This window comes from Ruegeria lacuscaerulensis (genome assembly GCF_013034685.1).
GTDB classification, from domain to species: domain Bacteria; phylum Pseudomonadota; class Alphaproteobacteria; order Rhodobacterales; family Rhodobacteraceae; genus Ruegeria; species Ruegeria lacuscaerulensis_B.
In genome coordinates this window covers 535,339-560,572 of sequence record NZ_WQGO01000003.1, presented here as the reverse complement: position 1 = coordinate 560,572, position 25,234 = coordinate 535,339, and the positions used below count along the sequence as shown (strand labels likewise).

Sequence of the window (25,234 nt, the reverse complement as noted above, 5' to 3'; positions counted from 1 at the left end):
ATGCTGACCCGGCTAAGCCTGCGCCTGCGTATCTTCCTGTTCTTCTGCCTGCTGGCCGTTGGCGGAGTAGTCGTCAGCGCACTGGCACTGTGGATCAGTTACCGCCGCGTGGCCGACCCGGACCTGATCAACGCGTTCATTTTTGCTGAAATCATCATGGGTTTCGGCTTCGTTGCACTGATCGTTGCCGTCTGGCTTTTGTTCGATGACAACGTCGCCAAACCGATCGAGCGTCTGTCAGCGGAACTGCGGGCGCGTGCTCATGCGGGTGTCAGCTCGGACATGGACATGCAGGCCGCGCGCTATCTGGGCGATCTGGCCCCTGCGGCTGCAGGTCTAGCTGATCAGCTTTCAGAAAAGACCCTGAGTGTGGCCGAAGCCGTCGCCGCCGAAACCGCACATTTGGCCGCTGAAAAGCAACGATTGACCGCTTTGCTGACTGATATCCCGGTGGCCATGCTGCTGGCCAGTCCGACCCATAAGATCGTTCTTTATGATGGACAGGCGGCCGAGGTTCTGGCTCAGATTTCACATCCCCGCCTGAACGCGGCACTGTCGGAATATTTTCAACCTGAACCGCTGGAACATGCCTATGCCAAACTGGTCAAAACCGGGCTCGAGGTCAGCTGCACGCTGACAAGCACCGACGGCACCCAGTCATTTGCGACCCGCATGAAGCCCTTGGGCGATGCGCCCGGATACATGCTGATATTCGATGACAGCGTCGCCAATATCGCGCCCGAAGCCTCACGCCCGCTGGTCTATGATTTCGCACTGATGAACTCGGAAGCCAACCGCGCGCTTGAGACGCTGGAACTGCGAGACCTGTGTTTTGTCGTCTTCGACACCGAGACCACAGGTCTATTGCCGCACAAGGATGAGATCGTGCAAATCGGCGCTGTTCGGGTGGTGAATGGTCGGATCATTGAAGGCGAACAGTTGGATATGCTGGTTGATCCGGAGATGCCAATCCCGCCGGCCTCGACCAAGGTGCATAAAGTGACGAATGCCATGGTCCAGGATGCGCCCAAGATTGCCGAGGCAGGCCGCGTGTTCCATCAATTCGCGCGGGACGCCGTGATCGTGGCCCACAATGCGCCCTTCGACATGGCCTTTTTGCGCCGCCATGCCAACCAGATGAGCGTCGCGTGGGATCACCCCATTCTGGACACAGTCTTGCTGTCCGCCGTGCTGTTCGGGGCCAGCGACAAACACACGCTGGACGCGCTGTGTGAGAGGCTGGATATCACCATTCCGGACGCTTTGCGTCACACCGCCCTGGGCGACGCCGTAGCTACGGCTGAGGCTCTGGTGCGTATGCTGCCCATGTTACAAGCGCGCGGCATGAACACGTTCGGTGCGGTTATTGAAGCAACGCGTCAACATGGTCGCCTGCTGGAAGACCTGAACTAAGCTGGAAAATATATCGGTCAGACACAGCTTTTCGTGGACAATCCCACCGGGTCGTGGCACCTGAGGCCCGGCCACTGAACGAGCGCGCAATGACGGAAACGACCTTTACCCCTACCCCGGATCAAAGCACCGCCTTCCGCGAGGCGTTGGGCTGTTTCGGAACTGGCGTTACCGTAGTCACCACCCACACCGCATTGGGGCCACGTGCGATCACGGTGAACTCGTTCTCCTCGGTCTCGCTGGACCCGCCTTTGGTGTTGTGGTGTCTGGCAAAGGATTCCAACCGGTTCGGTGCGTTTCATGACTGCCAGCACTATTCAATCCACGTTATGGCGCAAGATCAGCAGGATCAGGCGCTGAAATTCGCCCGTGACGGCGCGGATTTTTCCCACGCGGATTGGGCGCCGGACCACGCCAACCGCCCGCAACTGTCGAATTGCCTTGCCCGCTTTGACTGCCAACTTCACGCCCGGTACGAGGCCGGAGACCACCTGGTCCTGATCGGAGAGGTCGAAAAAGTCATGTATCGCACCGGAAAAGGATTGATTTTCAAACGCGGTCAATTTGGCGGTTTTGCTGACCTGATTTAGTTTATTTTATGTATTCACTTATTGCGATCTAATATCGTACAACCCCGAACAATGATTGGAAGCAAGAAGAAAATCGTCTTTGTCCACATCCCCAAAACCGGCGGAAGTTCGGTTGCATGGGCGTTGCGAAAAGAATTTGACCGACCAAATCCCCTTCAGCGGTCGCTCAAAAGCCTCGACAAGAGGACTTTAAATACTGGGCTTTACCCAAAGTCGAAATTCCAACCTCTTCCAGTCCATGCGAAGGCGACAGACTACGTCCAGCATTTGGGTGACAGATATTGGGCAATGCATTCGCTCGCCTTTGTTCGGAACCCGTTCGACCTCCAGATTTCGTTGTTCAGCTATATACAGCAGACCGATATTCACCCCTTGCATAACGCGATTAAGGACATCAGTTTTCGAGAGTTTATTATGGAGTATTGTGGGACCGAATGTTCGCCAAACTGTCAATCGTCGTATGTGTTGGACCCGCAGGACCGCTGCATCGTCGGTACTGTTGGGCGTTTGGAAAACCTAAACGCTGATTTCCGGTCTTTTTGCTCCGAGATCGGCGTAAACGCGACATTGGACCATGAAAACAAGTCCAAGCGATCACGTAGAATCGCCGAGTACTACGACCCGGAACTAACAGAAATGGTCATCAATGCGTTTCGCCCGGATTTCGATTTGTTAGGTTACAGCACCGATCCGCATGACTTGTCCTATGCGCAGATGAAACTGGCCCAGCACCCTAGACTGCAACCGCATTTGTCAGTCGTCTAGCGAGCCATGCACGGCCAACGCCTCAAGCTGGGTTTCCTGCGGGGTGATGATGCGGAAAGCCTCATGCACACCGGTCTCGGATAGTTCACGGGCAACGGTCAGCAGGGTGTTGGGCGCATGTTCTTCGCACAACTCGGACATATGGGTGATCTCTGATTGTGCCACGCCCAAGGCGGCTTCGACCGAAGGTGCGCCATAGAACTGCACGAAATGCTCGGCCAGGTTCTGCGCAATCTGGTCGATCTCGGAGGCTTCCACCTGCGTCACGGCCACGAATGTCACCCGGCCAAAGGTCTCAACGCCCAACCAACCGTTCGAGAACGCCTGCCGGGCCTTGCCCTCAAGATCGCCCTCGCCCCAGTTCGAAAACTCGAACCCGCCCGAGATACACCACTCGCCCGTGCGGGCCGGGGAATGAAATACGTTCATGTCGCTTTCGTCGAAATGGATCGCGCGGGCCAGTTTCATCTTTAGTTCTCCAGTAGATCCGTCAAGGGGCGCAGGGTTGTTTCGGCACCGTCGCGGATCAGCATTCCGAACCGCTCGTCGGCGCCCAGAAAGACACCTGTGTCATAGGGTTCGCCCACCCCGCGTAGCAGCCCCATCCATTCGGCATGTAGCGGCGCATTTCCGTCTTCTTGCCAGCGGTTGAGCCATGTCAGCATGTGCCGCGACCAGCTTTCGACCAGTTGAGTCGGCGATACCTCGGCGCAGCCTTCGTCATAAAGCGCTGTGATATCTGGATTTTCGCCCGGCGCTTCGCTGGTTTGTATCAGCGCCAGTTCCCAGCTTACGATCAGCCAGTCGGGTTCGGCCTCGGGCACGGCAGCCGAGGCCGCGACCTGAAACACCCCGCACTTGGCCCCGTTCACACAGATCGGACCATCCCAGTCCAGATGCACCGCAACCTCAGGCGGTGCCAGCGCGCCAAGGGCGTTCTGAAAGCCCACGGCGCAGAGCGGCAACATCGCCATCGCGTCCTGAAGCGGAACCTCGGGTGCAAAGACGATAGCCACACGCAGGCGGTCCGCCTGAATGTTGTAGACCACCGTTCCCGCGTCGCAGCCCAACGCGGCCATGGCCTGCGCACGCTGAAAGGGGTCTTCGCCGCCCTGCACCGGGTGGCCTGCAAGCAGCGGAGGGAACACGGGTTCCGTCATGCGTTGCCCTTGGCAATCAGGTCGCGGGCGATTTTGCGGAACGCGTCGGCCTGTGGGCTGTCGGGTTTGCTGACCACGATGGGCGCACCGCCATCAGCGGCCACGCGAATGTCCAGATGCAACGGGATTTCCCCCAGCAGCGGAACACCCAGCGATTCAGCCTCGGACGCCACACCGCCATGGCCGAACACATGTTCCTCATGCCCGCAATTCGAGCAGATATGCGTGGACATGTTCTCGATCATGCCAACAATCGGCGTTTTCAATTGGTTGAACATGTCGATTCCCTTACGGGCATCGATCAGGGCCACGTCCTGCGGGGTCGAGACAACGATTGCGCCGTCTACCTGGAACTTTTGGCTCAGCGTTAGTTGCACGTCGCCGGTGCCGGGCGGAAGGTCAACGATCAGCACATCCAGCGCGCCCCATTGCACCTGGTTCATCATCTGCTGCAACGCGCCCATCAACATCGGGCCGCGCCAGACAACCGCTTGCCCTTCGTTGGTCATCAGCCCCATGGACATCATGGTGACGCCGTGATTGCGCAGCGGCAGGATCGTCTTGCCATCGGGGCTGGCCGGACGCCCCGAAACGCCCAGCATCCGGGGTTGCGACGGGCCATAAACGTCGGCATCCAAAAGACCCACGCGCCGTCCCTCAGCGGCCAGTGCGCAGGCAAGGTTCGCAGACACGGTCGATTTACCGACCCCGCCCTTGCCCGAAGCAACAGCGATGATCCGATCCACACCGGCCACCGGCTGAGGGCCGGTCTGCGCCGGTTTCGGCTTGGGTTTCAGATCTGGCGGTGCCTTGTCGGAATGCGCGGTCAGCATGGCCGAAACCTTGGCCACGCCATCCACCATTTGCGCCGCCTGCTCAGCCGTCGCGCGCACCGGCTCCATCTTGTCGGCGTGCTTGGGATCGATCTCCATCACAAAGCGAACGGCGTCGCCTTCGACGTTCAGCGCGCGCACGATACCAGCGCTGACAATGTCCTGACCCGACACCGGATCAGTGATCTTCTTGAGGTTCGCCAGAACCGCGTCACGAACACTCATGCCTGTAACCCTTTGATTTTCCCAACCATGTGGCTGCTGTTCATTGCATGTGTCTCCGTCTCATTCTGTTTATTTGACGCAATTGGGGCGCTGCCGCTAGGCTGACCCCATGCGCGTACTCCTTTTGTGCCTGAGCCTGACGCTCACCGCCACCCCCTCTTGGTCGCAAGAGGCGCTCGGGCTGACTGCCCCGCCCGAAGTTGCCGACTCTGGCCTGTTGCAACATATTCTTCCCCGCTTTTCTCTCAAGACCGGGATACGGGTTATTGCCGATGACGCGGGCGTTTTGGTGTTGGAAAGCGGCCCTCCGGGTGATCCTGTCTTTGCCCGCGATGGGGTGATATACCACCTGCGCATCGGGGACGACACCAAACACGAACGGTTCCGCGACTGGCTGCTGTCGGATATCGGCAAACGCACGGTCGAAGGGTTCGCCCCCGACAATGGCACGCCGTTTTCGGCCGAGTTCGAGATCGCCGCCGTGCAGGAAGAAACCGTGATCGACGGCGATGCCCTGTTGGGCGAGGAACTGTCGATGACCCATTGCGGGCGATGCCACGTGATCGGCCCACAAAACCGCATGAACGGGCTGGGCTCGACGCCATCCTTTGCCGTACTGCGTGCGATGCCGGACTGGTCGGAACGGTTCGAGGCGTTTTTTGCCCTGAACCCGCATCCGGCCTTTACCCAGATCGACGGGCTGACACCGCCCTTCGACCCGGAACGCCCCTCGCCCATTCATCCGGTCGAGATAACGCTGGACGAGTTGGATGCGATATTGGCCTTTGTCTCGGTCATTCGCGCCGCTGATCTGGGCGCTCCGCTGCAACTTCAGTGATCCTTCCTTTTTGAGAAGTAGTCCTCGGTCGTGACCACCTTCGGGCGCGGCACGGATTGGAACGGATTGTCCTGATGTTGAAACTGCGCGTTCACTCGGCAATTGTCGCACATCTGGATCATCCGCGCCTGCTCCGAGGTGGCGAACATTGGATGCGTGCCCGACAGCTTCTCCATGATCCGTTCGACCGTGGATTTAACGCCGAACAGCGCGCCGCATTCGACACAGGCAAAGGGCTCTTCCTCGTTCAACACCTGCTGTGACAGGGCGGCATCGCTCAGGTCCAGTTGCGGGACCAGCGTGATCGCGTCCTCGGGGCAGATTGTTCGGCACATGCCGCATTGCAAACAAGCATCCTGCTGGAAGTTCAGCTGCGGCATATCCGGGTTGTCGATCAGCGCCCCCGACGGGCAGAGCGACACGCAACTCAGACACAGCGTGCAACTGTCTGTATTCACGGCCACCGCGCCGTAAGGCGCATCTTCGGGCAATGGCAACGGGGCTTCTGCCTGAGGATTAAGCGCCCGCGCGGCCAAGCGTGCGATTTGACGACGATTTCCCAAGGGTAGCACCGGGTCGGCCAAAGGCGCGGTGATGTCCTGCGCGTATAGCTCGTCCGACATGGCATCCGGATCGGCCTGATCAATCAAGCCGAGCTTTCCCGCCCCCGCAATGGCCTCGGCCAGTGCTAGTTCACGGTCCAACGCATCCCGCTCGGTCGTGGGCGCCAGCAACACATCCACACGGGCAAACCCATGGGCCAGCGCGGCCAGCATTTCGGAATGACCAAAGCCCGAGATCACGCTCAGTTCCAATGGGATCACGTCGGCAGGCAATCCGCGACCAAAGCGGGCGGAAAGTCGGATCATTTCAGCCCCATGGGCATCATGAAGCAACAGCCGGGGTGCCTGACCCTCGGCCCGTCGATAGGTTCGCGCCAGAATATGCATCCGGGAGAGCAGTGCCGCAACCGGCGGGTCTTCGTAGGTGATCGCCGTTGAAGGGCAAACCGCCGCGCATTCTCCGCATCCGGCGCAGATCATAGGATCGATCGCCACATGTTCACCAGCAGAGGTGATCGCACCGGTTGGGCAGATGTCCAGACAGTTCGAACACCCTACCTGTTCGGCGCGGGAATGGGCGCAGAGGGTTTCCTCCAACCGCACATAGAGCGGCTTTTCAAATGTGCCGACCAGTTGCGACGCTTCAAAGGCCAGACGTTCAACAGCGACCGTATCCTTGGGATCGACCCTCAGATACCCCTCGCGCTTGGCAGGCGCCTGCACGAAAGGCGTGTCCCCGGTCAGGTCCAGAACGATATCGCAGGATGAGCCCGCCCCGTCGCGCGGTTCCGACCATGCAAAGGCTCCGCGTCCGCCGGGTTCTAACTGTTGCAGCGCATCCAGCCGCAGGGAAAATCCACCCAAAGCACCGGTCAGCGACCGAACACGCCCGCGCACCACATCGTAGGCCCGCGACATCGGCTCGCTATCGTCGGTGCTGAGGACCGTGACGGCCAAGGTCGACGACAGGCGCTCGGCCAGATCAAACGCAACTGCACCGGGGCCGATGATAAAACACGTGCCTTCGCTGACGACATCCACGCTGGGCGTGATCGGCTGCGGCAACAGCGCCTCGGCAGCCAGCGCTGCCATCTTGGGGGCGGCATCAGCGCCCTCATCCGACCATCCCGCGCGGTCTCGTAGATCGACGAAACCCGGAGCCTCGACCCCAAGCTCTTCGGCCAGGTTGCGAAAGACTTCCTGCTCTTGTCCACAGGCGACAATCACGTCACCGTCCTGCATAAACTTCGCAGCTGTCTCCAATTCGCGCGTACAAAGCGCCGTGTGGACCTTGGAACGTGTCGCATCGCAAGCGGACGCAATCTTGTCTGCGTCCACGCGCTGAGTGCCCGCGCAGTCGCATAATAGTAGTTTGGTGCTCATATCCCCTCCCCGGATGTCGCGCCATCTCACAGCACATTAGGCTGTATTCAGGGGACGGCAATGTAAACCCCATCGCAAACACTCCAAATCCAACCCCCGGACGCGCTAAACAACCCTGTTTTTCTACCGGGGAACAAGGCCCCTCACGAACTCGCTATCACCGTATGCGACTAAAGTCGTAGTGCTTGGGCTTGGCAGAAGATCATTTTGTGTACCATAGTGGACATGGGGAAGGCAGGGGAGAGCCTTCCGGGGAGGAATACGTGGCGAAGGCCGCTCATCAAATTGAAATGCCAATTGGCGTCGTCGTGCGCAAAACGCCCGGAGTCACTCGCTGGGCGAAATGGAACTGGCGCGCCGTCGCGGTTTTGCCCGGTGCCGGTCCTGCGGACTGGCACGAGATGCGCCGTGAAGGGGAGGCTGTAGAATACCACGCAGCAACCCTGCCTCTGACGTTGTGGGCGGATGAGACCGAGGCGTATATGGTCAACCTGTCCGACGGCACGCCCTCGATATACCTTGTGCTGCGCGATGCGCTGGACGGGCAGCGCCCGATGGACGCTGTGCTGGTCACTGCCTCACCCTATGAAGGGCAGGATTACGCGGATACCGGCGAAGAGATTGTCGAAAAGATCCCAATGACGGACGGGCTGATCGCTTGGGTGCGGAATTTCGCTTTGGAACATCACCACGATGAGGTTTTTGTCAAACGCAAGCGCGACAAGAAACGCACTGATCTGGTAGAAGATGGCAAAGGCGATGCGCGCATACGGCAAGAGTCCGATGTTTACCGCGCCCCGCGGAGGATCATCCAATGACTGAAGCCCGCGATTTCTGGTCCCGCCGCAAAGCCGCCGTTCAGGCCGAGGCTCAGGCCGAAGTAATCGCAGCCGAAGAACAGGTGATCGCAGACCAGCGCGCCGAGCTTGAGGAAAAGACCGACGCCGAGATTCTGGCCGAGCTCAACCTCCCCGATCCCGATCAGTTGCAAGCGGGCGATGACGTCTCGGGCTTTATGGTGAAAGCCGTTCCCGATCGTCTTCGCCGCCGCGCCCTGCGCCGGTTGTGGCGTCTGAACCCGGTATTGGCCAATGTCGATGGGCTGGTCGATTATGGCGAAGACTATACCGACGCGGCCTGTGTGATCGAAAACCTGCAGACCGCCTATCAGGTCGGCAAGGGTATGCTTGCTCATGTCGAAGCGCTGGCCGCCAAGGCCGAAGCCGAGGCGGAAGATTCCGATATCGAGGTCGAGGCCGAGGAACCTCAGCCAGAACCCGAAGAAATCGACCTGCCCGACCCAGAGCCCGTTCTCGTGGCGGAAATAGAACCTAACGCGCCAGAGGAGGCGGAAGTCGCCCCTGCCCCGCGCCGCATGAAATTTGAATTCGAAGGATAACCGAATGACCGCAAGTGAAGCGCAACAGATGGATGTCTCGGCCGAGGATCGCCTGCGCGCGGATTTCTACAACTTTCTGGGCCTGTTGCTGGCCGGTCCGCCAGATCAGATGCTGCTGGACCAGATGGTGGGTCTCAGCGGCGATGACGGCGATCTCGGTCAGGCTATCCAAGCGATGGCGCGGGTGGCCAAAGTCACCAAACCCGCCGCTGCTGAACGTGAGTTCAATGCCTTGTTCATTGGGTTAGGACGCGGAGAGCTTCTGCCCTATGCCAGCTTTTACCTGACCGGATTCCTGAACGAGAAACCATTGGCTCAGCTGCGCAACGACATGGCCGTGCGCGGTATCACGAGGGCGCAAAACGTCTATGAACCCGAAGACAACATCGCCTCGTTGATGGAGATGATGGCGGGTATGATCGTCGGTCGGTTCGGGTCTCCCGCGTCATTGGATGACCAGAAAGCGTTCTGGAACAAACATATCGGCCCTTGGGCCACGCATTTCTATTCGGATTTGGAAAGCGCCGAGAACTCGGTCCTCTATGCCTCGGTCGGCACTGCCGGACGGGTTTTCATGGAGATTGAGCGCGAAGCTTTCCGAATGTCGGCAGCGTGAGACGTTGTCATTCGCCAGCGTCCCTTGCGGGGCGTTAAACTGCAAATGGGAAAGGAGACACCCATGAGCAAGACCAAGGAAGAAGGCGCAACACGCCGCGACTTCCTCAAACTGGCCGGAACTGCAGCACCCGCTGCTGTCGCCGCAGCCAGCCTGACCGGACAGGCCGAAGCAGCCGAGCTGCCCACGGACGAAACCCGGATGCAGGACACTGCGCATACGCGCGCATATCTGGAAAGCACCCGGTTCTAGGATCGGACGCCTTCACCACCCGACAGACGGTTGCGATTGGCCCTGACGTCGGTTTTGCGAAGTACCAAGCAGCCGTGGCTTACACGGCACGCAAGGGAGGAAAATAATGCTTAGGAAAAAGACCAACGGGGTTGCGAGACGCCCCCAGCGGACAAGTATCCTGTCCCAGGTCGGCGAGAAAACCGTCGATCGCCGCGCATTTCTGCGTGGCTCGGGCCTGACGATCGGCGGCCTTGCCGCGATCAGCGCCACGGGTGGAACCGTGACGCCAGCCAGTGCCCAGACAGCGGCCAATCAGGCCGTCGAAAACATCAAATCCGTATGCACCCACTGCTCGGTCGGCTGTACAGTCGTTGCCGAAGTGCAGAACGGTGTCTGGGTCGGGCAAGAACCCGGCTGGGACAGCCCGTTCAACCTGGGTGCGCACTGCGCCAAGGGGGCCTCGGTCCGCGAGCACGCCCATGGCGAGCGCCGCCTGAAATACCCGATGAAAAAGGAAGGCGGAGAGTGGAAGCGCATCAGCTGGGAACAGGCGATCGACGAGATCGGCGACGGCATGATGAACATCCGCCAAGAATCCGGACCGGACAGCGTGTACTGGCTGGGTTCTGCGAAACATAATAACGAACAGGCCTATCTGTTCCGCAAGTTCGCCGCCTACTGGGGCACGAACAACGTGGACCATCAGGCCCGTATCTGCCACTCGACCACTGTTGCTGGCGTTGCGAACACATGGGGCTATGGCGCCATGACCAACTCGTACAACGACATGCACAACAGCCGGGCCATCTTTATCATCGGTGGTAACCCGGCCGAGGCACACCCCGTCTCGCTGCTGCATATCCTGCGTGCGAAAGAGCAGAACAACGCCCCTCTGATCGTTTGCGACCCGCGCTTTACGCGCACCGCGGCCCATGCGGATGAATATGTCCGTTTCCGCCCCGGCACCGACGTTGCACTGGTCTGGGGTATTCTGTGGCATATCTTTGACAACGGTTGGGAGGACAAAGAGTTCATCCGCACCCGTGTCTGGGGTATGGACCAGATCCGCGAAGAGGTTGCCAAGTGGACCCCGGATGAGGTTGAGCGCGTCACCGGTACGCCCGGCTCGCAGCTGCGCCGCGTCGCCCGGACCATGGTGAACAACCGTCCCGGCACCGTTGTATGGTGCATGGGTGGTACACAGCACACGAACGGCAACAACAACACCCGCGCCTACTGCGTGCTTCAGCTTGCGCTTGGCAACATGGGCACATCGGGCGGTGGCACCAACATCTTCCGCGGCCACGACAACGTGCAGGGCGCAACAGACCTTGGTGTTCTGTCCCACACCCTGCCCGGCTACTATGGCCTGTCCAAGGGTGCTTGGGGCCACTGGGCGCGTGTCTGGGGTGAAGACCCTGAATGGCTCGCGGGTCAGTTCGCCACGATCAAAGACAAGGAAGGCAAGGACAAGCCGCTTCAGAACGAGCGCGGCATCCCGGTCTCCCGTTGGATCGATGGTGTTCTGGAAGACCCAGCCAACATGGATCAGGACAATAATGTCCGTGCCATGGTTCTGTGGGGCCACGCGCCCAACTCGCAGACCCGGATGACGGAAATGAAGACGGCGATGGAGAAGCTGGACATGCTGGTCGTGATCGACCCGTATCCCACCGTCTCGGCTGTTCTGCATGACCGCACCGATGGTGTCTACCTGTTGCCCGCCTGCACGCAGTTCGAAACACGTGGTTCGGCCACGGCATCGAACCGGTCGTTGCAGTGGCGTGACAAGGTAGTTGATCCGCTGTTCGAAAGCTTGCCGGACGAGGTCATCATGGCCAAGTTCGCCAACAAGTTCGGCTGGGCGGACCGCTTCTTCCGTAATATCGAGATGGAAGACGCCGAGACCCCAAATGTTGAAAGCATCACGCGTGAATTCAACTCGGGCCTCTGGACCATCGGTTATACCGGTCAGTCGCCGGAACGTCTGAAAAGCCATATGGCCAACCAGCACACGTTCGACAGAACCACGCTGCAAGCCATCGGTGGACCAAACGACGGCGAGTATTACGGCCTGCCGTGGCCCTGCTGGGGAACACCGGAAATGGGTCATACGGGGACACCAAACCTCTATGACATGTCCAAGCCGGTGGCCGAAGGCGGCCTGACTTTCCGCGCCCGTTTCGGTGTGGAACGCGATGGTGACAACTTGCTGGCCGAAGGGGTCTATAGCGTTGGATCGGAAATTCAGGATGGTTATCCGGAATTCACGATGCAGATGCTGATGGATCTTGGCTGGGATGGCGATCTGACCGCCGAGGAACGCGCGGCGATTGACGCTGTTGCGGGTCCTGAAACCAACTGGAAGACCGACCTCTCCGGCGGTATCCAGCGGGTTGCGATCAAGCATGGCTGTGCGCCCTTCGGGAACGCCAAAGCCCGCGCGGTCGTCTGGACCTTCCCGGATCCGATCCCGCTGCATCGCGAGCCGCTCTATACCAACCGGCGCGATCTGGTGGAGGACTATCCGACCTACGAGGACCGTCAAGCCTATCGTCTGCCCACTCTTTATGCTTCGATCCAAAAGAACGACTTTTCAAAGGATTACCCGATAATCCTGACGTCTGGTCGTCTGGTCGAATATGAAGGTGGCGGTGATGAGACACGGTCCAACCCGTGGCTGGCCGAACTTCAGCAGGACATGTTCGTCGAGATCAATCCGCGCGATGCCAATAACCTTGGCATTCGGGACGGATCACAGGTCTGGGTCGAAGGTCCTGAGGGCGGAAAGGTCAAGGTGATGGCGATGCTGACCAACAGAGTTGGCGCCGGCGTGGCCTTTATGCCGTTCCACTTTGGCGGCCATTTTCAGGGCGAGGATCAGCGGCACAAATACCCCGCAGGTGCAGACCCCTATGTCTTGGGTGAAAGTTCCAACACCGCCCAGACCTATGGCTACGATTCAGTAACCCAGATGCAGGAGACCAAATGTACTCTCTGCAAGATCTCGGCAGCGTAAAGGAGGACGAAAATGGCTAGAGCAAAGTTTCTCTGCGACGCTGAACGCTGCATCGAGTGCAACGCCTGTGTCACCGCGTGTAAGAACGAGCACGAGGTGCCATGGGGCATCAACCGCCGCAGGGTGGTGACGATCAATGACGGCAACCCGGGCGAACGCTCGATCTCGGTGGCCTGTATGCATTGTTCGGATGCGCCTTGCATGGCGGTGTGCCCGGTCGACTGCTTCTATCAGAACGAAGAAGGTGTCGTCCTGCACTCCAAGGACCTGTGCATTGGCTGCGGCTATTGCTTCTACGCGTGCCCCTTCGGCGCGCCGCAATATCCGCAGGCGGGCAACTTCGGATCGCGCGGCAAGATGGACAAATGTACCTTCTGCGCCGGTGGTCCCGAAGAAACGCACTCGACCGCAGAGTTCGCCAAATACGGTCGCAATCGGATCGCCGAGGGCAAACTGCCCATCTGCGCCGAGATGTGTTCCACCAAGGCCCTGCTTGCCGGTGACGGCGACGTTGTCTCGGCCATCTACCGCGAGCGCGTTGTGGCGCGCGGGTTTGGCTCGGGCGCATGGGGTTGGGGCACCGCCTACGACCAGAAAGACGGCTAAGGTCTAACCGAAGCTCGACAGCCCCCTGCGCTAGGCCGGGGGCTGTCTTACTCTTGCCGGTGGCCGCCTGTCGGTCCCCGCATTTCCTGACGAAGGTGGGACGCTTATGACCAACGATATCTACTGGCTGTTGAAGCTGGATCTGAACGCGGAAAAACAGTCCGAGTTCGAAGCTCTGATGGCAGAAATGGTCGCCGCGACCCGTAACGAAACAGGTGCCAAAACCTATGAGTGGCACCAAAGCGACAACGCAATTCACATCTATGAACGGTACGCCAGTTCAGAAGATGCTATGATTCATATGCAGAATTTCGGGGCAAACTTCGCGGATCGGTTTATGTCTTTACTTACGCCGGTTCAGTTTGATGTCTACGGCCCCGCGAAAGACGACCTTCAGGCGGCCCTGTCCCCTGTCGGAGCCGTTTTTCACAAGCAGATCGGCGGCTTTGACCGCTGACACAACCAAGAATAGGGAGAGAACCCATGCGCCTGATCCAATTTCTGCTCGTCTCACTCTTCCTGACCGGAGCCGCATGGGCGCAGGACGCCCCGGAATCCTCGGCACCCGATCGCTCGGCCACCGGAGGGGCCACGACGCTTGAGGATATTCTGGCCCGTCAACGGGGCGAGAAAGTGGACAACACTTATCGCTCGGAAAACACTGGCCAAGGCAATGTCGAAGGTTTGCTGGGGCAGTTTGGTACTGCCGGTGTGGCCTCGGACAGTGATGTCTATCGCGCGCTACGCTATGGGTCGGCGGATGTCACCGTGTCGTCTCAGGGGCCCGCAGCCAGTGTTCTTATCCAGGATGGTGGCATGTGGTGGTGGGCTTTCCGCACCGGACCGTTGCGAGAATACGGAACCTACATCATTGCAGGCATGGCCGCCGTGATCCTGCTGTTCTTCCTGATCCGAGGCAAAATCCGCATTGATGGTGAGAAAACCGGGCGCACAGTCACGCGTTTCAATGGGTTTGAGCGGTTCGGCCACTGGCTTTTCGCCGGGTCCTTTTTAGTGCTTGGGTTTACAGGGCTGTTGACACTGTATGGGCGGGATTTCCTGATCCCGATCTTTGGAAAAGAAGGCTTCGCGACTATTGCGCAAGGGTGCAAGTGGCTACACAACAACCTCGCCTGGGCCTTTATGTTGGGGTTGATCATCGTGACAGTGAACTGGATCGCTCACAACATTCCCAACCGGACCGACCTGAAATGGCTGGCCGCCGGTGGCGGTTTGTTCACCAAAGGCAGCCACCCGCCGGCCAAAAAGTTCAATGCCGGTCAAAAGGTCATATTCTGGTCCTGCATTCTGCTGGGCGTGTCGATCAGCCTTTCGGGCCTGTCTCTGCTGTTCCCGTTCGAGATGCCTCTGTTTGCCAAAACCTTCCAGATCGCCAATGCAACCGGCCTGCCTCAGGCAATGGGTTTGAGCCTGCCGGTGCAGATGTCGCCGCAAGAGGAAATGCAATACGCGCAGGTCTGGCATGTGATGATCGCCTATGTTTTCATCGCCATCATCATCGCCCATATCTACCTCGGCTCGGTCGGGATGGAAGGTGCATTTGACGCCATGGGAACCGGCGAAGTCGAAGAGCAATGGGCACGCGAGCACCACTCGTTGTGGCTGGAGGAGGTCCAGGAAAAAGAGGCCAGCAAAGCGACGGCCTCGCCCGCCGAATAGATGCGCGGGTTGGTTCTGGCGCTGGCTTTACTGCCCCTGCCTGCTTTAGCTGAGTTTTATACGCTCAAAGGTCATGGCGGTCCGATCATGGGGATCGCCACGGCCCCCGATGGGCGGATCGCTACGGCAAGTTTCGACAACTCGGTCGGCATCTGGTCGGATCAAATGCCGGAATGGCTGGAAGGTCATGAGGCAGCAGTTAACGCAGTTGCTTTCAACGGCACTGCGATCTATTCCGCCGGCGACGACTTCACTCTGCGCCGCTGGCCCGGCGGTGAGGTTGTAGGACAGCACAAAGGCAAAATCGTACATATCGCTGCCTCGAAAACCCATGTGGCAACAGCCAGTTGGGATGGTACAATCGGGTTGTGGCCCGTGGATGGATCGGAACCAAAGACCCTGACGACCGGCAGCGGAGTGAATGCCGTGGCGTTTACGCCTGACGGCAACCAACTGTATTCAGCCGGTGTCGACGGGGCTTTGCGCTTGTGGGATGTGACCAGTGGGCAGGAAACCTTGCGGCTAGTTGAACATGGCTTTGGCATCAATGAGCTGGTGCTGAACACGCAGGACAACTGGATCGCCTATGGCGCTGTTGATGGTGTCACCCGCATCCGCGACCTGACCACGGGCGAGGAACGTGATTTTACACTCGACCGTCGCCCTATTCTGGCGCTGGCGCTCAGCCCGGATCGCAGCATGCTGGCTGTCGGCGACGGGGAAGGTTTCATCATGGTGATCGACACGGTCGAGTGGCGCATCGCGCAGGATTTCCGCGCCACCTTGCGCGGCCCGGTCTGGGCCTTGGCTTTTTCACCCGATGGCCAAAACATCCACGCCGGTGGCATTGATGAGGCGATGTACAGTTGGCCGATCGCCAATCTGCGCGAGCAAGAACGGATGGCTGCGTCCGAGCCCAGCTTCCTCAAAAACCCCGATCAGATGAGCAATGGTGAGCGGCAGTTTGCCCGCAAATGCTCAATCTGTCACAGCCTGACCCCAGACGGGCAACGCCGCGCCGGTCCGACGCTGCATGGCGTCTTTGGCCGCCGGGCTGGAACGCTGCCGGGATATTTCTATTCGGACACGCTGCAAGACTCTGATATCATTTGGAATGACGAGACCATAAATGCCCTTTTCGATGAGGGGCCCGACCACTACATTCCGGGGTCGAAGATGCCGATGCAGCGGATCACGCAGCCCAGCGACCGGGACGATCTGGTCGCCTTTCTGCGCCGCGCCACGGCACCGGAAAACTAACGCCGGAGGAGACAATGAAAGCCTTTCTAGCCGCCGTCGCCGCGATGGTCGTCATCGCGATCGCCGCCCCTGCTGTCCTGAACCAGATTGGATTCAGCGCAGCGGACGCCGGAACAGGATCAGCGGTGCGCTTGGACTGAATGCCCGAGTATCTGACCACCAAAGAACTGGCCGATCTGCTGCGCATCGGCGAGCGTAAGGCCTATGATCTGGCGTCTTCGGGCGAGGTACCCTGCGTGCGCGCGATGGGCAAACTTCTATTTCCCCGTTCCGAGGTTGTCGCCTGGTTGAATGCTTCACGCTCGGGTCCTCAGGTTGAAGATCCGCCCTTGCCTCCGATTGTGGCGGGCAGCCATGACCCGCTGTTGGACTGGGCCTTGCGGGAAAGCGGCTCGGGGTTGGCGACCTATTATGACGGCTCGTTTGACGGGCTGAACCGCCTAAAGGACCGTACTGCGCAGGCGGCGGCGTTGCATATTCATGAGGCAGACGGGTTCAACACCCAAGCCCTGCGCGACCATCTGGGCGAAGCACCGGTTGTTCTGTTTGAAATCGCTCAACGCCAGCGCGGTTTGTTGCTGGCCCCCGGCGTGTCTGACATCCAAAGCTTCGCGGACCTCAATGGTAGGCGCGTGATCCTGCGGCAAAGCTCTGCCGCCAGCCAAAGACTGTTCGACGCGCAGTTGGAGCATCACGGTATGACCCGCGCGGATCTGGACGCCCTGCCCACTTGCGCCCGCACAGAGGAAGAGCTGGCCATCGCCCTGCACGACAGCAAGGCCGAGGCCGGTTTTGGTCTGGGTGCGCTGGCGGGTCTCTATGATCTGGGCTTTAGCGCCACCCATACTGAACGGCTGGACCTTGCGATCTGGCGGCGCGCCTATTTCGATGACCCGATGCTGAAGCTGTTGGCCTTTGTTCAATCCGATCGCTTCGCGGCCCGCGCCGCCGAGTTCGGAGGGTACGACCTAGGCGGGCTGGGCACAATTCACCACAACGGCGCTAGCGGTTAAGACCCGTCGGCGTTGGGGAAAAACAACTGTTCTCCATCCAGTTTGTAGGACGCAATGGCCGCTTGCCCGTCCGGCCCGGTCAGCCAGTCGATAAACCGCTGACCCGCCGCTGCCCTTACGCTTGGGTGTTTTTCCGGGTTCACCAGAATGACGCCATACTGGTTGAACAGGCGCGGGTCGCCCTCGACCATGATCTCAAGCTCGCCCCGGTTGCCAAAGGATTGCCAGGTGGCGCGGTCGGTCAGGACATAGGCGTTCATCCCGCTGGCGACGTTCAATGTGGCCCCCATGCCGGACCCGGTCTCACGATACCACGCACCGGATGCGCCCGTCGGATCTAAATTGGTCGCCGCCCAATGGCGCATCTCGGCCTTGTGCGTCCCGCTGTCATCCCCGCGCGAGGCAAAGGGGGCTTCGGCCTCGGCCACGGCGGTCAGGGCCGCAACAATATCGTCGCCGTCCTTTACTTTGGCCGGGTCCGATTTGGGGCCGACCAGCACGAAGTCATTATACATCACGTCAAACCGCTCAACACCCCAGCCATCGGCGACGAACTGTTCCTCGGCGGGTTTGGAGTGAACCAGCAGAACGTCTCCGTCCCCGTTCACAGCGTTTCGGATTGCCTGTCCAGTACCGACGGCCACAACGCGCACATCGATTCCGGTTTCAGCCTCAAACCCCGGCAGAATGTAGTCCAGCAGGCCCGAGTTCTGCGTCGACGTAGTGGATTGCACGACGATAAACGGGGCCTCGGCCCACGCGGGGGCCATCAAGCCAAGCGATACCAATGCAGCCCGAAGAAAATCTCGGATCATCCCGATCTCCATAGTTTGAGTTAGGTCACGAGCCCACCAGCAAGATAACGACGCGCGGCGTCACTTTGCGGGGCGTCCAATACTTGTCTGGCAACCCCGAGTTCAACCACATGGCCGCCTTGCATCATTACGACATCCGCTGCAAGGCGACGCGCCTGACCGATATCATGTGTCACCATGACAATCCGCACCCCTCGGCGAGAGGCGCGCTGGATCATGCGTTCGATCATCTGCGTGGCACTCGGGTCCAGCGCACTGGTGGGTTCATCCAAAAACAGCGTCTCAGGCTCCAACGCCAGAGCACGCAGAATGGCTAGCCGCTGTGCCTCCCCCCCCGACAAAGAGCGCGCGGATTGCCGTCCTTTTCCGTCCAGACCGCCCTCGGTCAGCAAGTCTTCGATCCGGGCTTTGCGCTGGCCCCAAGAAAGGCCCTGACGCTTCAGCACGAAATCCAGATTGGCCGCGACCGAGCGGCGCAACAGCACCGGCTGTTGAAACACCATCGCCTGCCGGGATTTGTGCGCGCCAGACAAAGGCACGCCGTCCTGTTCGATCCGCCCCCGGTCAGGCGCGATCAAACCATGCAGGCAACGCAACAACAGGCTTTTCCCAGCCCCGTTCGGTCCAAGGATCAGCGTCGGCCCCGGCCCGTCCAAAGACAAATGCGCAACGTCCAGCAGGACCTTTCCCTTGCGTGTTATCTTCACATCCCGAACCGTCAGGCTGCTGGCCATGTCACACACCAAATCACGCATGGCGCAACCCTTCCCGCTCGGCGCGCAGGCTGACGGTGCTGACCATGGCATTCACCGCCACCGCAATCCCGATCAGGATCGCGCCCAAGGCCAGCGCCAGCGCCAGATTGCCCTTCGAGGTTTCCAGCGCGATGGTCGTCGTCATCACCCGCGTCACATGATTGATGTTGCCGCCAACGATGATCACCGCGCCCACCTCGGCAATGGCACGTCCGAACCCGGCCAACAGCGCAGTCACCAGCGCCAGGCGCGCATCCCACAGCAGCACCGGCACCGAGGCTAAACGCGACACCCCGAGCGAGCGTAGCTGTTCCGAATATTCCTCGGCCAGCATCTCGATCACTTGCCGGGTCAGCGCGGCCACAATAGGTGTCACCAGAACAACCTGCGCGATGATCATTGCGGTCGGGGTATAGAGCAACTCCAGAACACCCAGCGGCCCGGATCGGGATAACATCAGGTAGACCAACAAGCCCACAACAACCGGCGGGAAGCCCATCAGAGCATTCATCAGCACGATTAACATCCGCCGTCCCGGAAAGCGCGCAACGGCTAATGCCGCGCCCACGGGCATCCCGATCAGGGCAGAAATCAATACAGCGAAGACGGAAACTTTGAGCGACAACAGCACAATCGCCCACAGCTCTGAATCCCCTGTCAGGATCAGACCCAAGGCTGAATTGAATTCTGATGCAAATCCTTGCATAATTTTCCATCCAGTCGCAATTTCGTATGAAATGCGATAATTTACAAAGGAATACTAAGTCATTTCCCGGCTAAGTACAGACACTTTTCCGACATCAGAAACGCAAAACGCGGCCCCAACCGGGGCCGCGCTCAATTCGGTTTAAACCGGGCTTAGTTCAGCGCTGCGTCGGTGATCTTGTGGGTCCACGCCCCCTCAGGCTGTTGGGTGATGACCGGATCAGAACCACCGGCCAGCAGAGTACCCACGGTCCGCTCAAAGTCCGCCGGGTCCAAAGCGCCATTCGACCCTGCGGTCAGCTTGGCGATCTCACCCATCATGCGCTTTTGGTGTTTTTCGGTCTGCGCTCCGGTCGCGTCATTGTCCAACACGATCTCGGCGGCCTCATCCGGGTTCTCCTCGGCGTATTTCCAGCCTTTCATCGAGGCACGGACGAACCGTTCCATCTTGTCGACAAAGGCTTCGTCGCTCAGGTTTTCTTCCAGTACGTAGAGGCCGTCTTCAAGCGTGGCGACACCCTGATCTTCGTACTTGAAGGTCACAAGCTCATCGGGATTTACGCCCGCGTCGATCACCTGCCAGTACTCGTTATACGTCATGGTGCTGATGCAATCGGCCTGGCGCTGCAGCAGAGGATCAACGTTGAAACCTTGCTTGAGGACCTCAACCCCACTCTCGCCCTTGCCGCCAGTGTCGATGCCTAGCTGGCTCATCCAGCTCATGAAGGGGAATTCGTTGCCAAAGAACCAGACACCCAGCGTGCGGTTCTTAAGGTCATCCGGTGATGCAATACCGGCATCCTTCCAGCAGGTCAGCATCATGCCCGAGCTTTTAAATGGCTGCGCGATGTTTACCAGCGGCAGACCCTTTTCACGTGCGGCCAGCGCAGCAGGCATCCATTCGACAGTCACATCCGCGCCGCCCCCCGCGATCACCTGAGTTGGTGCGATGTCGGGGCCGCCGGGCAAAATGGTAACGTCCAGCCCTTCTTCCTCGTAGAACCCCTTATCGGCTGCCACATAGTAGCCCGCAAATTGCGCCTGCGTGACCCATTTCAGCTGCAATGTCACCTCATCGGCGGACCATGCGGTACCGGCGGTCAGGCCAAAGGCGGCAACCGCCCCGCTGAGTAGCTTTTTCATCTTCATGTCTCCTAGTTGCTGTTTATGCCCCGTTGTCGGGGTCTGTTGAATTCCTATCCTCGTTGCGACGGATGCCAGAAGGTCACCGCCTTTTCCGCCGCCGCGACAAGGCCATAAAACACGGTCCCGGCCAGCGCGGCTACTGCGATCTCGGCCCAAACAAGGTCGATCGACAGGCTGCCGACGCCGGTCGAAATCCGAAACCCCATGCCGCGTGTGGGTGAACCGAAATACTCGGCCACAATCGCCCCGATCAAAGCAAGCGTGGTTGCAATCTTCAACCCATTGAACACAAAGGGCATCGCTGCTGGCAAGCGCAGTTTCCACAAGGTCTGCCAATACCCGGCCGCGTAGGTCCGCATCAGGTCACGCTGCATCGCATCCGCCTCGCGCAGGCCCTGCACGGTATTCACCAGGATTGGAAAGAACACCATGACCACGACAACCGCCGCTTTCGAGTGCCAATCGAACCCGAACCAACTGACCAGAATTGGCGCGATCCCGACAATGGGCAGCGCCGCCGCGAAATTCCCGATGGGCAGCAGACCACGCGTTAGAAAAGCCGAGCGGTCAATGGCAACCGAACAAGCAAAAGCCGCAGCACACCCGATCACAAATCCGGTCAGCGCGCCCTTGAAGACGGTTTGCTTGAAGTCTTCCCACAAAATGCCGGATGACTGCACAAAGGCTGTCCCCACATCTGAAGGTGGCGGCAGGATAACCGGCGAAACACCCAGCCCGCGCACCAGCCCCTCCCAAAGCACCAACAGCGTGATGCCAAACAGCACCGGTACAAAAATGCGCGCCGCGCGGGTTTTGCGATAAGACGAGATGGCCAGCCGGTAGTTCACGAACCAGGCCAAGCCCCAGAACAGCAATGCAAAGGATAGCCAGGTCATGCGTTCAACCCCATCCGGCGCAGGGCCAGTCGCTGCAGCATATCCAACAGTGTCACCAGCAAGCCCGCCAGAATGGCGGCAGCCAGCAGGGCCGCCCAGATGGCCAACGGTGTTCCGAACTGGTCTCCGATCAGGATTCTGGCACCCAAACCTGACACAGCCCCGGTCGGCAGTTCACCCACGATCGTGCCGACCAATGCAGCAGCGATCCCAACCTTAAGCGACGTGAACAGATACGGCACCGAAGATGGCAGCCGAAGTTTAAAGAACCCCTGCGCGCCCGAGGCGTTATAGGTCTTCAACAAATCCAGTTGCGGCAGCGAAGGCGACCTCAGCCCTTTGACCATTCCCACCAGCACCGGGAAATAACACAGATAGGCCGAGATTACCGCCTTGGGCACCCCGCGCCCCTCAATCCCTAGCTGAGAGCTGACGACAATAATCATCGGCGCCAGCGCCACAATCGGGATGGTCTGGCTTATAATCGCCCATGGCATCAGGCTCATATCCGCGACACGCGAATAGACGATGGCTACGGCCGCCAAAATGCCCAGCGTTGTGCCAAGCAGAAAACCCCACAGCGTGGATTTCAGCGTGATTCCAGCATGGTAGATCAGCGACCGTTTCGAGAATGCACGACCCTTGGCCACCATCTCACCGGTCGTTTTCCACAGCTCCTGCCCAACCTGTCCGGGGGTCGGCAGCCGTGGACGTTCCAGCGCATAGCCGCCGGAAATCGCTCCGGGGTTTGACGCCATCAGAACCCAGACCGAAGTCTCTCGCCGTTCGCGCGACGTTTCAGGTGTCACTACCTGCCCCGCGCGCTCGGCCTGATCCAGCGAGATGCGAATGTTCATCGGGGCCACTGCTGCGTACCACAGCGCGACAATTGCCGCGAGCACCACCAAGATAGGCACCAAGTTTTTCATCGCGCGCCCCGCAGTCTGGTTGCCTTAATCATCATAGGAATGCCCCGCCCGCAGCCCTTCGCGCACGCGATGTGCAACCTCGATAAATTCCGGCGTGTCACGAATATCCAAAGGCCGCTCTTTTGGCAGAGGGCTGTCAATCACATCGGTAATCCGACCGGGCCGAGGGCTCATAACCACGATCTTAGTGCTGAGATAGACTGCTTCGGGGATCGAGTGCGTCACGAAACCGATGGTCTTTTCAGTCCGCGCCCATAGCGCCAGAAGCTGCTCGTTCAGGTGATCACGGACAATCTCATCCAGAGCACCAAAGGGTTCGTCCATCAACAGGATATCGGCATCAAACGCCAAGGCCCGCGCGATACTGGCCCGCTGCTGCATCCCGCCCGAAAGCTGCCACGGAAATTTTCCACCAAACCCTTCCAGATCAACAAGTTCCAGAACCTTCTTTACCCGTTCTTCCTGTTCGGCGGCGGAATAGCCCATGATCTCGAGCGGCAGTTTTATGTTCTTGGAGATGGTCCGCCACGGATACAGCCCCGCGGCCTGAAACACATAGCCATAGGCGCGCTTCCGCCGCGCCTCGTCAGGGGTCATGCCATTGACGGTCAGCGTTCCCCCGGTCGGCGTCTCGAGCGCTGCGATACAACGCAAGAAAGTAGTTTTGCCACAGCCGGAGGGGCCGATAAAACTGACGAAATCCCCCTTGTCAATTGTCAGGTTCACGTCTTTCAACGCGTGGATCGGGCCGTCATTGGTTTGGAAGGTGAGATCGAGTTGCCTTGCCTCGATCACAGGCTGGGTCGTACTTTCAATAGTCATTCCATTACCTTGAAAAGGTTTCGCTTTGGGGCGCCCAGAGGACACCCCCGCAAATCACACACCCGTCGCTGGAATACCCGTCCGCTCGACCGGGCGCGGGGCGGTCAGCTCTTTCCAGGTGCTCAGCGCTTTGTTCACATGGGTATTGGCCTCGCGTGCCACGAATTTCCCATGTCCTTCCTGTGTCTGGATCTCACCATCATGAACAGCGATCGAACCACGGGTTAGCGTGAACCGGGGCAACCCGCGCACTTCCTTGCCTTCGAACACGTTGTAGTCGATCGAAGACTGCTGCGTTTCGGCTGAAATCACCTTGGCTTTGTCCGGGTCCCACACAACGATATCCGCATCCGCACCAATCAAAATGGCACCCTTTTTAGGATAGCAATTCAATATCTTAGCGATGTTTGTTGAAGTAACTGCCACAAATTCGTTCGGCGTCAGACGCCCGGTATTTACTCCATGGGTCCACAGCATCGGCATCCGATCTTCCAGCCCGCCCGTCCCGTTGGGGATCTTAGTAAAATCGCCCACGCCATATCGCTTCTGTTCGGTGGTAAAGGCGCAATGGTCGGTGGCCACCACGCTCAGCGTTCCCGATTGCAAACCGTTCCAAAGACTGTCCTGATGCTGCTTGTTCCGGAACGGAGGGCTCATGACCCGCCGCGCCGCATGCTCCCAATCATGGTGGAAATACTCGCTTTCATCCAAGGTCAGGTGCTGGATCAAAGGCTCGCCCCACACCCGTTTACCCTGCATCTTTGCCCGGCGAATGGCTTCATGGGCTTCTTCGCACGAGGTGTGCACCACATACAAAGGCACGCCCGCCATATCGGCGATCATAATGGCGCGGTTTGTCGCCTCACCTTCGACCTGCGGCGGGCGGGAATAGGCGTGTGCCTCGGGCCCTGTATTGCCTTCGGCCAGCAGCTTAGCACTCAACTCGGCCACCACATCTCCGTTCTCGGCATGCACCATCGCGGTGCCGCCCAACTCGGCAAGACGCTTGAACGAGGCGAACAACTCATCATCATTCACCATCAACGCACCCTTATAGGCCATGAAGTGCTTGAACGTGTTGATCCCGCGCGTCTCGATGACAGTCTTAATGTCGTCAAACACCTGCTCGCCCCACCATGTGACGGCCATGTGGAACGAATAATCGCAATTCGCCCGCGTCGATTTATTGTCCCAGCGCTTCAGTGCATCCAGCAGGCTTTCCCCCGGATTAGGCAGCGCAAAATCCACCACCATCGTGGTGCCGCCAGCCAAAGCCGCCCGTGTTCCGCTTTCGAAATCATCGCTGGAATAGGTGCCCATGAACGGCATCTCAAGATGCGTATGCGGATCAATCCCGCCCGGCATCACATAGCAACCGGTCGCGTCCAGTTCCTTATCACCTTTCAGATCCTGACCGATCTCGGTGATCACGCCACCTTCAACCATCACATCCGCCTTGTAAGTCAAATCGGCGGTCACAACGGTTCCGTTCTTGATCACAGTGCTCATTTCAATCTCCCTGTGGCGGTCTGCGCCGCCTGCTTCATCTGGCCAAAAATATCCCGGGGG

26 protein-coding genes and 1 pseudogene are annotated in these 25,234 nt (G+C 59.3%); 15 read left to right on the top strand and 12 right to left on the bottom strand.

The genetic code is table 11. From position 1 onward, the window contains the following. The 3 genes from GOV80_RS10465 (at window position 1) to GOV80_RS10455 (ending at window position 2,768) form a co-directional block, all read left to right on the top strand. On the top strand, window positions 1-1,413 hold the full coding sequence (locus tag GOV80_RS10465; RefSeq protein ID WP_170784505.1) for a 3'-5' exonuclease: 1,413 nt from the start codon (window positions 1-3) through the stop codon (window positions 1,411-1,413). Window positions 1,414-1,502: 89 nt separating this feature from the next. Beyond that, window positions 1,503-2,003, top strand: coding sequence for a flavin reductase family protein (locus GOV80_RS10460; RefSeq protein ID WP_170784503.1), 501 nt, complete (start codon window positions 1,503-1,505; stop codon window positions 2,001-2,003). Window positions 2,004-2,054: 51 nt separating this feature from the next. Next, window positions 2,055-2,768: a sulfotransferase family 2 domain-containing protein gene (locus tag GOV80_RS10455; RefSeq protein WP_170784501.1), complete on the top strand. Its 714-nt coding sequence runs from the start codon at window positions 2,055-2,057 to the stop codon at window positions 2,766-2,768. Here GOV80_RS10455 and GOV80_RS10450 read toward each other — a convergent pair. Genes GOV80_RS10450 through GOV80_RS10440 form a run of 3 tightly spaced genes read right to left on the bottom strand, consistent with a single transcriptional unit; the run spans window position 2,757 to window position 4,986 of the window. Continuing rightward, complete coding sequence (locus GOV80_RS10450) at window positions 2,757-3,236, bottom strand: DUF6505 family protein (RefSeq protein WP_170769486.1); 480 nt, start codon at window positions 3,234-3,236, stop codon at window positions 2,757-2,759. The genes GOV80_RS10455 and GOV80_RS10450 overlap by 12 nt on opposite strands. A 2-nt stretch (window positions 3,237-3,238) precedes the next feature. Next, the gene (locus tag GOV80_RS10445; RefSeq protein WP_170784498.1) at window positions 3,239-3,928 is read right to left on the bottom strand and encodes a biotin/lipoate--protein ligase family protein; all 690 of its coding nucleotides are present in this window, start codon (window positions 3,926-3,928) and stop codon (window positions 3,239-3,241) included. Continuing rightward, on the bottom strand, window positions 3,925-4,986 hold the full coding sequence (locus GOV80_RS10440; RefSeq protein WP_170784497.1) for an Mrp/NBP35 family ATP-binding protein: 1,062 nt from the start codon (window positions 4,984-4,986) through the stop codon (window positions 3,925-3,927). Before GOV80_RS10440 ends, GOV80_RS10445 begins: the two co-directional genes overlap by 4 nt. A gap of 109 nt (window positions 4,987-5,095) precedes the next feature. Here GOV80_RS10440 and GOV80_RS10435 point away from each other — a divergent pair, with 109 nt between their 5' ends. After that, complete coding sequence (locus GOV80_RS10435; RefSeq protein WP_170784495.1) at window positions 5,096-5,824, top strand: c-type cytochrome; 729 nt, start codon at window positions 5,096-5,098, stop codon at window positions 5,822-5,824. Here GOV80_RS10435 and GOV80_RS10430 read toward each other — a convergent pair. Further along, on the bottom strand, window positions 5,818-7,770 hold the full coding sequence (locus GOV80_RS10430) for a 4Fe-4S binding protein (protein WP_170784493.1): 1,953 nt from the start codon (window positions 7,768-7,770) through the stop codon (window positions 5,818-5,820). The two genes, GOV80_RS10435 and GOV80_RS10430, sit on opposite strands and share 7 nt — an antisense overlap. A 263-nt stretch (window positions 7,771-8,033) precedes the next feature. On the opposite strand from GOV80_RS10430, the gene GOV80_RS10425 reads away from it, so the two are divergent. The 11 genes and pseudogenes from GOV80_RS10425 (at window position 8,034) to GOV80_RS10380 (ending at window position 17,597) form a co-directional block, all read left to right on the top strand. Then, window positions 8,034-8,588, top strand: a complete 555-nt coding sequence (locus tag GOV80_RS10425) for a DUF3305 domain-containing protein (RefSeq protein ID WP_170784491.1) — start codon at window positions 8,034-8,036, stop codon at window positions 8,586-8,588. Continuing rightward, window positions 8,576-9,169: pseudogene (locus GOV80_RS10420) on the top strand (DUF3306 domain-containing protein); the annotation flags it as partial. The gene GOV80_RS10425 and the pseudogene GOV80_RS10420, both read left to right, overlap by 13 nt. A 4-nt stretch (window positions 9,170-9,173) precedes the next feature. Continuing rightward, window positions 9,174-9,785 (top strand): TorD/DmsD family molecular chaperone, encoded by a 612-nt coding sequence (locus GOV80_RS10415; protein WP_170784487.1) that lies wholly within the window; start codon window positions 9,174-9,176, stop codon window positions 9,783-9,785. A 63-nt stretch (window positions 9,786-9,848) separates the two neighbouring features. Next, window positions 9,849-10,037 carry a ubiquinol-cytochrome c reductase iron-sulfur subunit N-terminal domain-containing protein gene (locus GOV80_RS10410; RefSeq protein WP_170352882.1) on the top strand — a complete coding sequence of 63 codons (189 nt, stop codon included), beginning with the start codon at window positions 9,849-9,851 and terminating at the stop codon, window positions 10,035-10,037. A gap of 106 nt (window positions 10,038-10,143) precedes the next feature. After that, complete coding sequence (locus GOV80_RS10405; protein ID WP_170769478.1) at window positions 10,144-13,038, top strand: formate dehydrogenase subunit alpha; 2,895 nt, start codon at window positions 10,144-10,146, stop codon at window positions 13,036-13,038. 12 nt (window positions 13,039-13,050) lie between these two features. After that, window positions 13,051-13,644: a formate dehydrogenase FDH3 subunit beta gene (gene fdh3B, locus GOV80_RS10400; RefSeq protein WP_037307340.1), complete on the top strand. Its 594-nt coding sequence runs from the start codon at window positions 13,051-13,053 to the stop codon at window positions 13,642-13,644. Window positions 13,645-13,750: 106 nt separating this feature from the next. Then, window positions 13,751-14,101, top strand: coding sequence for a putative quinol monooxygenase (locus GOV80_RS10395; RefSeq protein ID WP_170784485.1), 351 nt, complete (start codon window positions 13,751-13,753; stop codon window positions 14,099-14,101). 26 nt (window positions 14,102-14,127) lie between these two features. Continuing rightward, on the top strand, window positions 14,128-15,324 hold the full coding sequence (locus GOV80_RS10390) for a formate dehydrogenase subunit gamma (protein WP_170784483.1): 1,197 nt from the start codon (window positions 14,128-14,130) through the stop codon (window positions 15,322-15,324). Beyond that, a complete protein-coding gene (locus GOV80_RS10385; protein WP_170784481.1) occupies window positions 15,325-16,584 on the top strand; it encodes a c-type cytochrome in 1,260 nt (419 codons plus the stop codon). Between the two features lie 14 nt (window positions 16,585-16,598). Then, entirely contained in the window at window positions 16,599-16,724 is a 126-nt protein-coding gene (locus tag GOV80_RS22545; protein ID WP_269149758.1) for a hypothetical protein, read from the top strand. Beyond that, window positions 16,725-17,597, top strand: a complete 873-nt coding sequence (locus GOV80_RS10380; protein ID WP_170769474.1) for a helix-turn-helix transcriptional regulator — start codon at window positions 16,725-16,727, stop codon at window positions 17,595-17,597. It abuts the gene before it with no gap. Here the strand turns inward: GOV80_RS10380 and GOV80_RS10375 are convergent. From GOV80_RS10375 to hydA, 8 genes are all read right to left on the bottom strand, one after another. Then, window positions 17,594-18,412 (bottom strand): ABC transporter substrate-binding protein, encoded by an 819-nt coding sequence (locus GOV80_RS10375; RefSeq protein ID WP_170784479.1) that lies wholly within the window; start codon window positions 18,410-18,412, stop codon window positions 17,594-17,596. The genes GOV80_RS10380 and GOV80_RS10375 overlap by 4 nt on opposite strands. 20 nt (window positions 18,413-18,432) lie before the next feature. After that, window positions 18,433-19,167, bottom strand: a complete 735-nt coding sequence (locus GOV80_RS10370; RefSeq protein WP_170784477.1) for an ATP-binding cassette domain-containing protein — start codon at window positions 19,165-19,167, stop codon at window positions 18,433-18,435. Then, window positions 19,160-19,873 (bottom strand): ABC transporter permease, encoded by a 714-nt coding sequence (locus GOV80_RS10365; RefSeq protein ID WP_170784475.1) that lies wholly within the window; start codon window positions 19,871-19,873, stop codon window positions 19,160-19,162. The genes GOV80_RS10370 and GOV80_RS10365 overlap by 8 nt, the downstream gene beginning before the upstream one ends. A gap of 152 nt (window positions 19,874-20,025) precedes the next feature. Continuing rightward, a complete protein-coding gene (locus GOV80_RS10360) occupies window positions 20,026-21,015 on the bottom strand; it encodes an ABC transporter substrate-binding protein (protein ID WP_170784473.1) in 990 nt (329 codons plus the stop codon). A gap of 53 nt (window positions 21,016-21,068) precedes the next feature. Next, the gene (locus GOV80_RS10355) at window positions 21,069-21,914 is read right to left on the bottom strand and encodes an ABC transporter permease (RefSeq protein ID WP_170769469.1); all 846 of its coding nucleotides are present in this window, start codon (window positions 21,912-21,914) and stop codon (window positions 21,069-21,071) included. Then, window positions 21,911-22,843, bottom strand: a complete 933-nt coding sequence (locus GOV80_RS10350; protein WP_170784471.1) for an ABC transporter permease — start codon at window positions 22,841-22,843, stop codon at window positions 21,911-21,913. Before GOV80_RS10350 ends, GOV80_RS10355 begins: the two co-directional genes overlap by 4 nt. Before the next feature lie 24 nt (window positions 22,844-22,867). Then, a complete protein-coding gene (locus GOV80_RS10345; protein ID WP_170784469.1) occupies window positions 22,868-23,665 on the bottom strand; it encodes an ABC transporter ATP-binding protein in 798 nt (265 codons plus the stop codon). Window positions 23,666-23,719: 54 nt separating this feature from the next. Further along, the gene (gene hydA, locus GOV80_RS10340) at window positions 23,720-25,174 is read right to left on the bottom strand and encodes a dihydropyrimidinase (RefSeq protein WP_170784466.1); all 1,455 of its coding nucleotides are present in this window, start codon (window positions 25,172-25,174) and stop codon (window positions 23,720-23,722) included. Window positions 25,175-25,234 lie beyond the last annotated feature (60 nt).

Bases quoted from the DNA above. Each gene is read 5' to 3' on its own strand.
- GOV80_RS10465 (WP_170784505.1), top strand. From the start codon at position 1: ATGCTGACCCGGCTAAGCCTGCGCCTGCGTATCTTCCTGTTCTTCTGC.
- GOV80_RS10460 (WP_170784503.1), top strand. From the start codon at position 1,503: ATGACGGAAACGACCTTTACCCCTACCCCGGATCAAAGCACCGCCTTC.
- GOV80_RS10455 (WP_170784501.1), top strand. From the start codon at position 2,055: ATGATTGGAAGCAAGAAGAAAATCGTCTTTGTCCACATCCCCAAAACC.
- GOV80_RS10450 (WP_170769486.1), bottom strand. From the start codon at position 3,236: ATGAAACTGGCCCGCGCGATCCATTTCGACGAAAGCGACATGAACGTA.
- GOV80_RS10445 (WP_170784498.1), bottom strand. From the start codon at position 3,928: ATGACGGAACCCGTGTTCCCTCCGCTGCTTGCAGGCCACCCGGTGCAG.
- GOV80_RS10440 (WP_170784497.1), bottom strand. From the start codon at position 4,986: ATGAGTGTTCGTGACGCGGTTCTGGCGAACCTCAAGAAGATCACTGAT.
- GOV80_RS10435 (WP_170784495.1), top strand. From the start codon at position 5,096: ATGCGCGTACTCCTTTTGTGCCTGAGCCTGACGCTCACCGCCACCCCC.
- GOV80_RS10430 (WP_170784493.1), bottom strand. From the start codon at position 7,770: ATGAGCACCAAACTACTATTATGCGACTGCGCGGGCACTCAGCGCGTG.
- GOV80_RS10415 (WP_170784487.1), top strand. From the start codon at position 9,174: ATGACCGCAAGTGAAGCGCAACAGATGGATGTCTCGGCCGAGGATCGC.
- GOV80_RS10410 (WP_170352882.1), top strand. From the start codon at position 9,849: ATGAGCAAGACCAAGGAAGAAGGCGCAACACGCCGCGACTTCCTCAAA.
- GOV80_RS10405 (WP_170769478.1), top strand. From the start codon at position 10,144: ATGCTTAGGAAAAAGACCAACGGGGTTGCGAGACGCCCCCAGCGGACA.
- fdh3B (WP_037307340.1), top strand. From the start codon at position 13,051: ATGGCTAGAGCAAAGTTTCTCTGCGACGCTGAACGCTGCATCGAGTGC.
- GOV80_RS10395 (WP_170784485.1), top strand. From the start codon at position 13,751: ATGACCAACGATATCTACTGGCTGTTGAAGCTGGATCTGAACGCGGAA.
- GOV80_RS10390 (WP_170784483.1), top strand. From the start codon at position 14,128: ATGCGCCTGATCCAATTTCTGCTCGTCTCACTCTTCCTGACCGGAGCC.
- GOV80_RS10385 (WP_170784481.1), top strand. From the start codon at position 15,325: ATGCGCGGGTTGGTTCTGGCGCTGGCTTTACTGCCCCTGCCTGCTTTA.
- GOV80_RS22545 (WP_269149758.1), top strand. From the start codon at position 16,599: ATGAAAGCCTTTCTAGCCGCCGTCGCCGCGATGGTCGTCATCGCGATC.
- GOV80_RS10380 (WP_170769474.1), top strand. From the start codon at position 16,725: ATGCCCGAGTATCTGACCACCAAAGAACTGGCCGATCTGCTGCGCATC.
- GOV80_RS10375 (WP_170784479.1), bottom strand. From the start codon at position 18,412: ATGATCCGAGATTTTCTTCGGGCTGCATTGGTATCGCTTGGCTTGATG.
- GOV80_RS10370 (WP_170784477.1), bottom strand. From the start codon at position 19,167: ATGCGTGATTTGGTGTGTGACATGGCCAGCAGCCTGACGGTTCGGGAT.
- GOV80_RS10365 (WP_170784475.1), bottom strand. From the start codon at position 19,873: ATGCAAGGATTTGCATCAGAATTCAATTCAGCCTTGGGTCTGATCCTG.
- GOV80_RS10360 (WP_170784473.1), bottom strand. From the start codon at position 21,015: ATGAAAAAGCTACTCAGCGGGGCGGTTGCCGCCTTTGGCCTGACCGCC.
- GOV80_RS10355 (WP_170769469.1), bottom strand. From the start codon at position 21,914: ATGACCTGGCTATCCTTTGCATTGCTGTTCTGGGGCTTGGCCTGGTTC.
- GOV80_RS10350 (WP_170784471.1), bottom strand. From the start codon at position 22,843: ATGAAAAACTTGGTGCCTATCTTGGTGGTGCTCGCGGCAATTGTCGCG.
- GOV80_RS10345 (WP_170784469.1), bottom strand. From the start codon at position 23,665: ATGACTATTGAAAGTACGACCCAGCCTGTGATCGAGGCAAGGCAACTC.
- hydA (WP_170784466.1), bottom strand. From the start codon at position 25,174: ATGAGCACTGTGATCAAGAACGGAACCGTTGTGACCGCCGATTTGACT.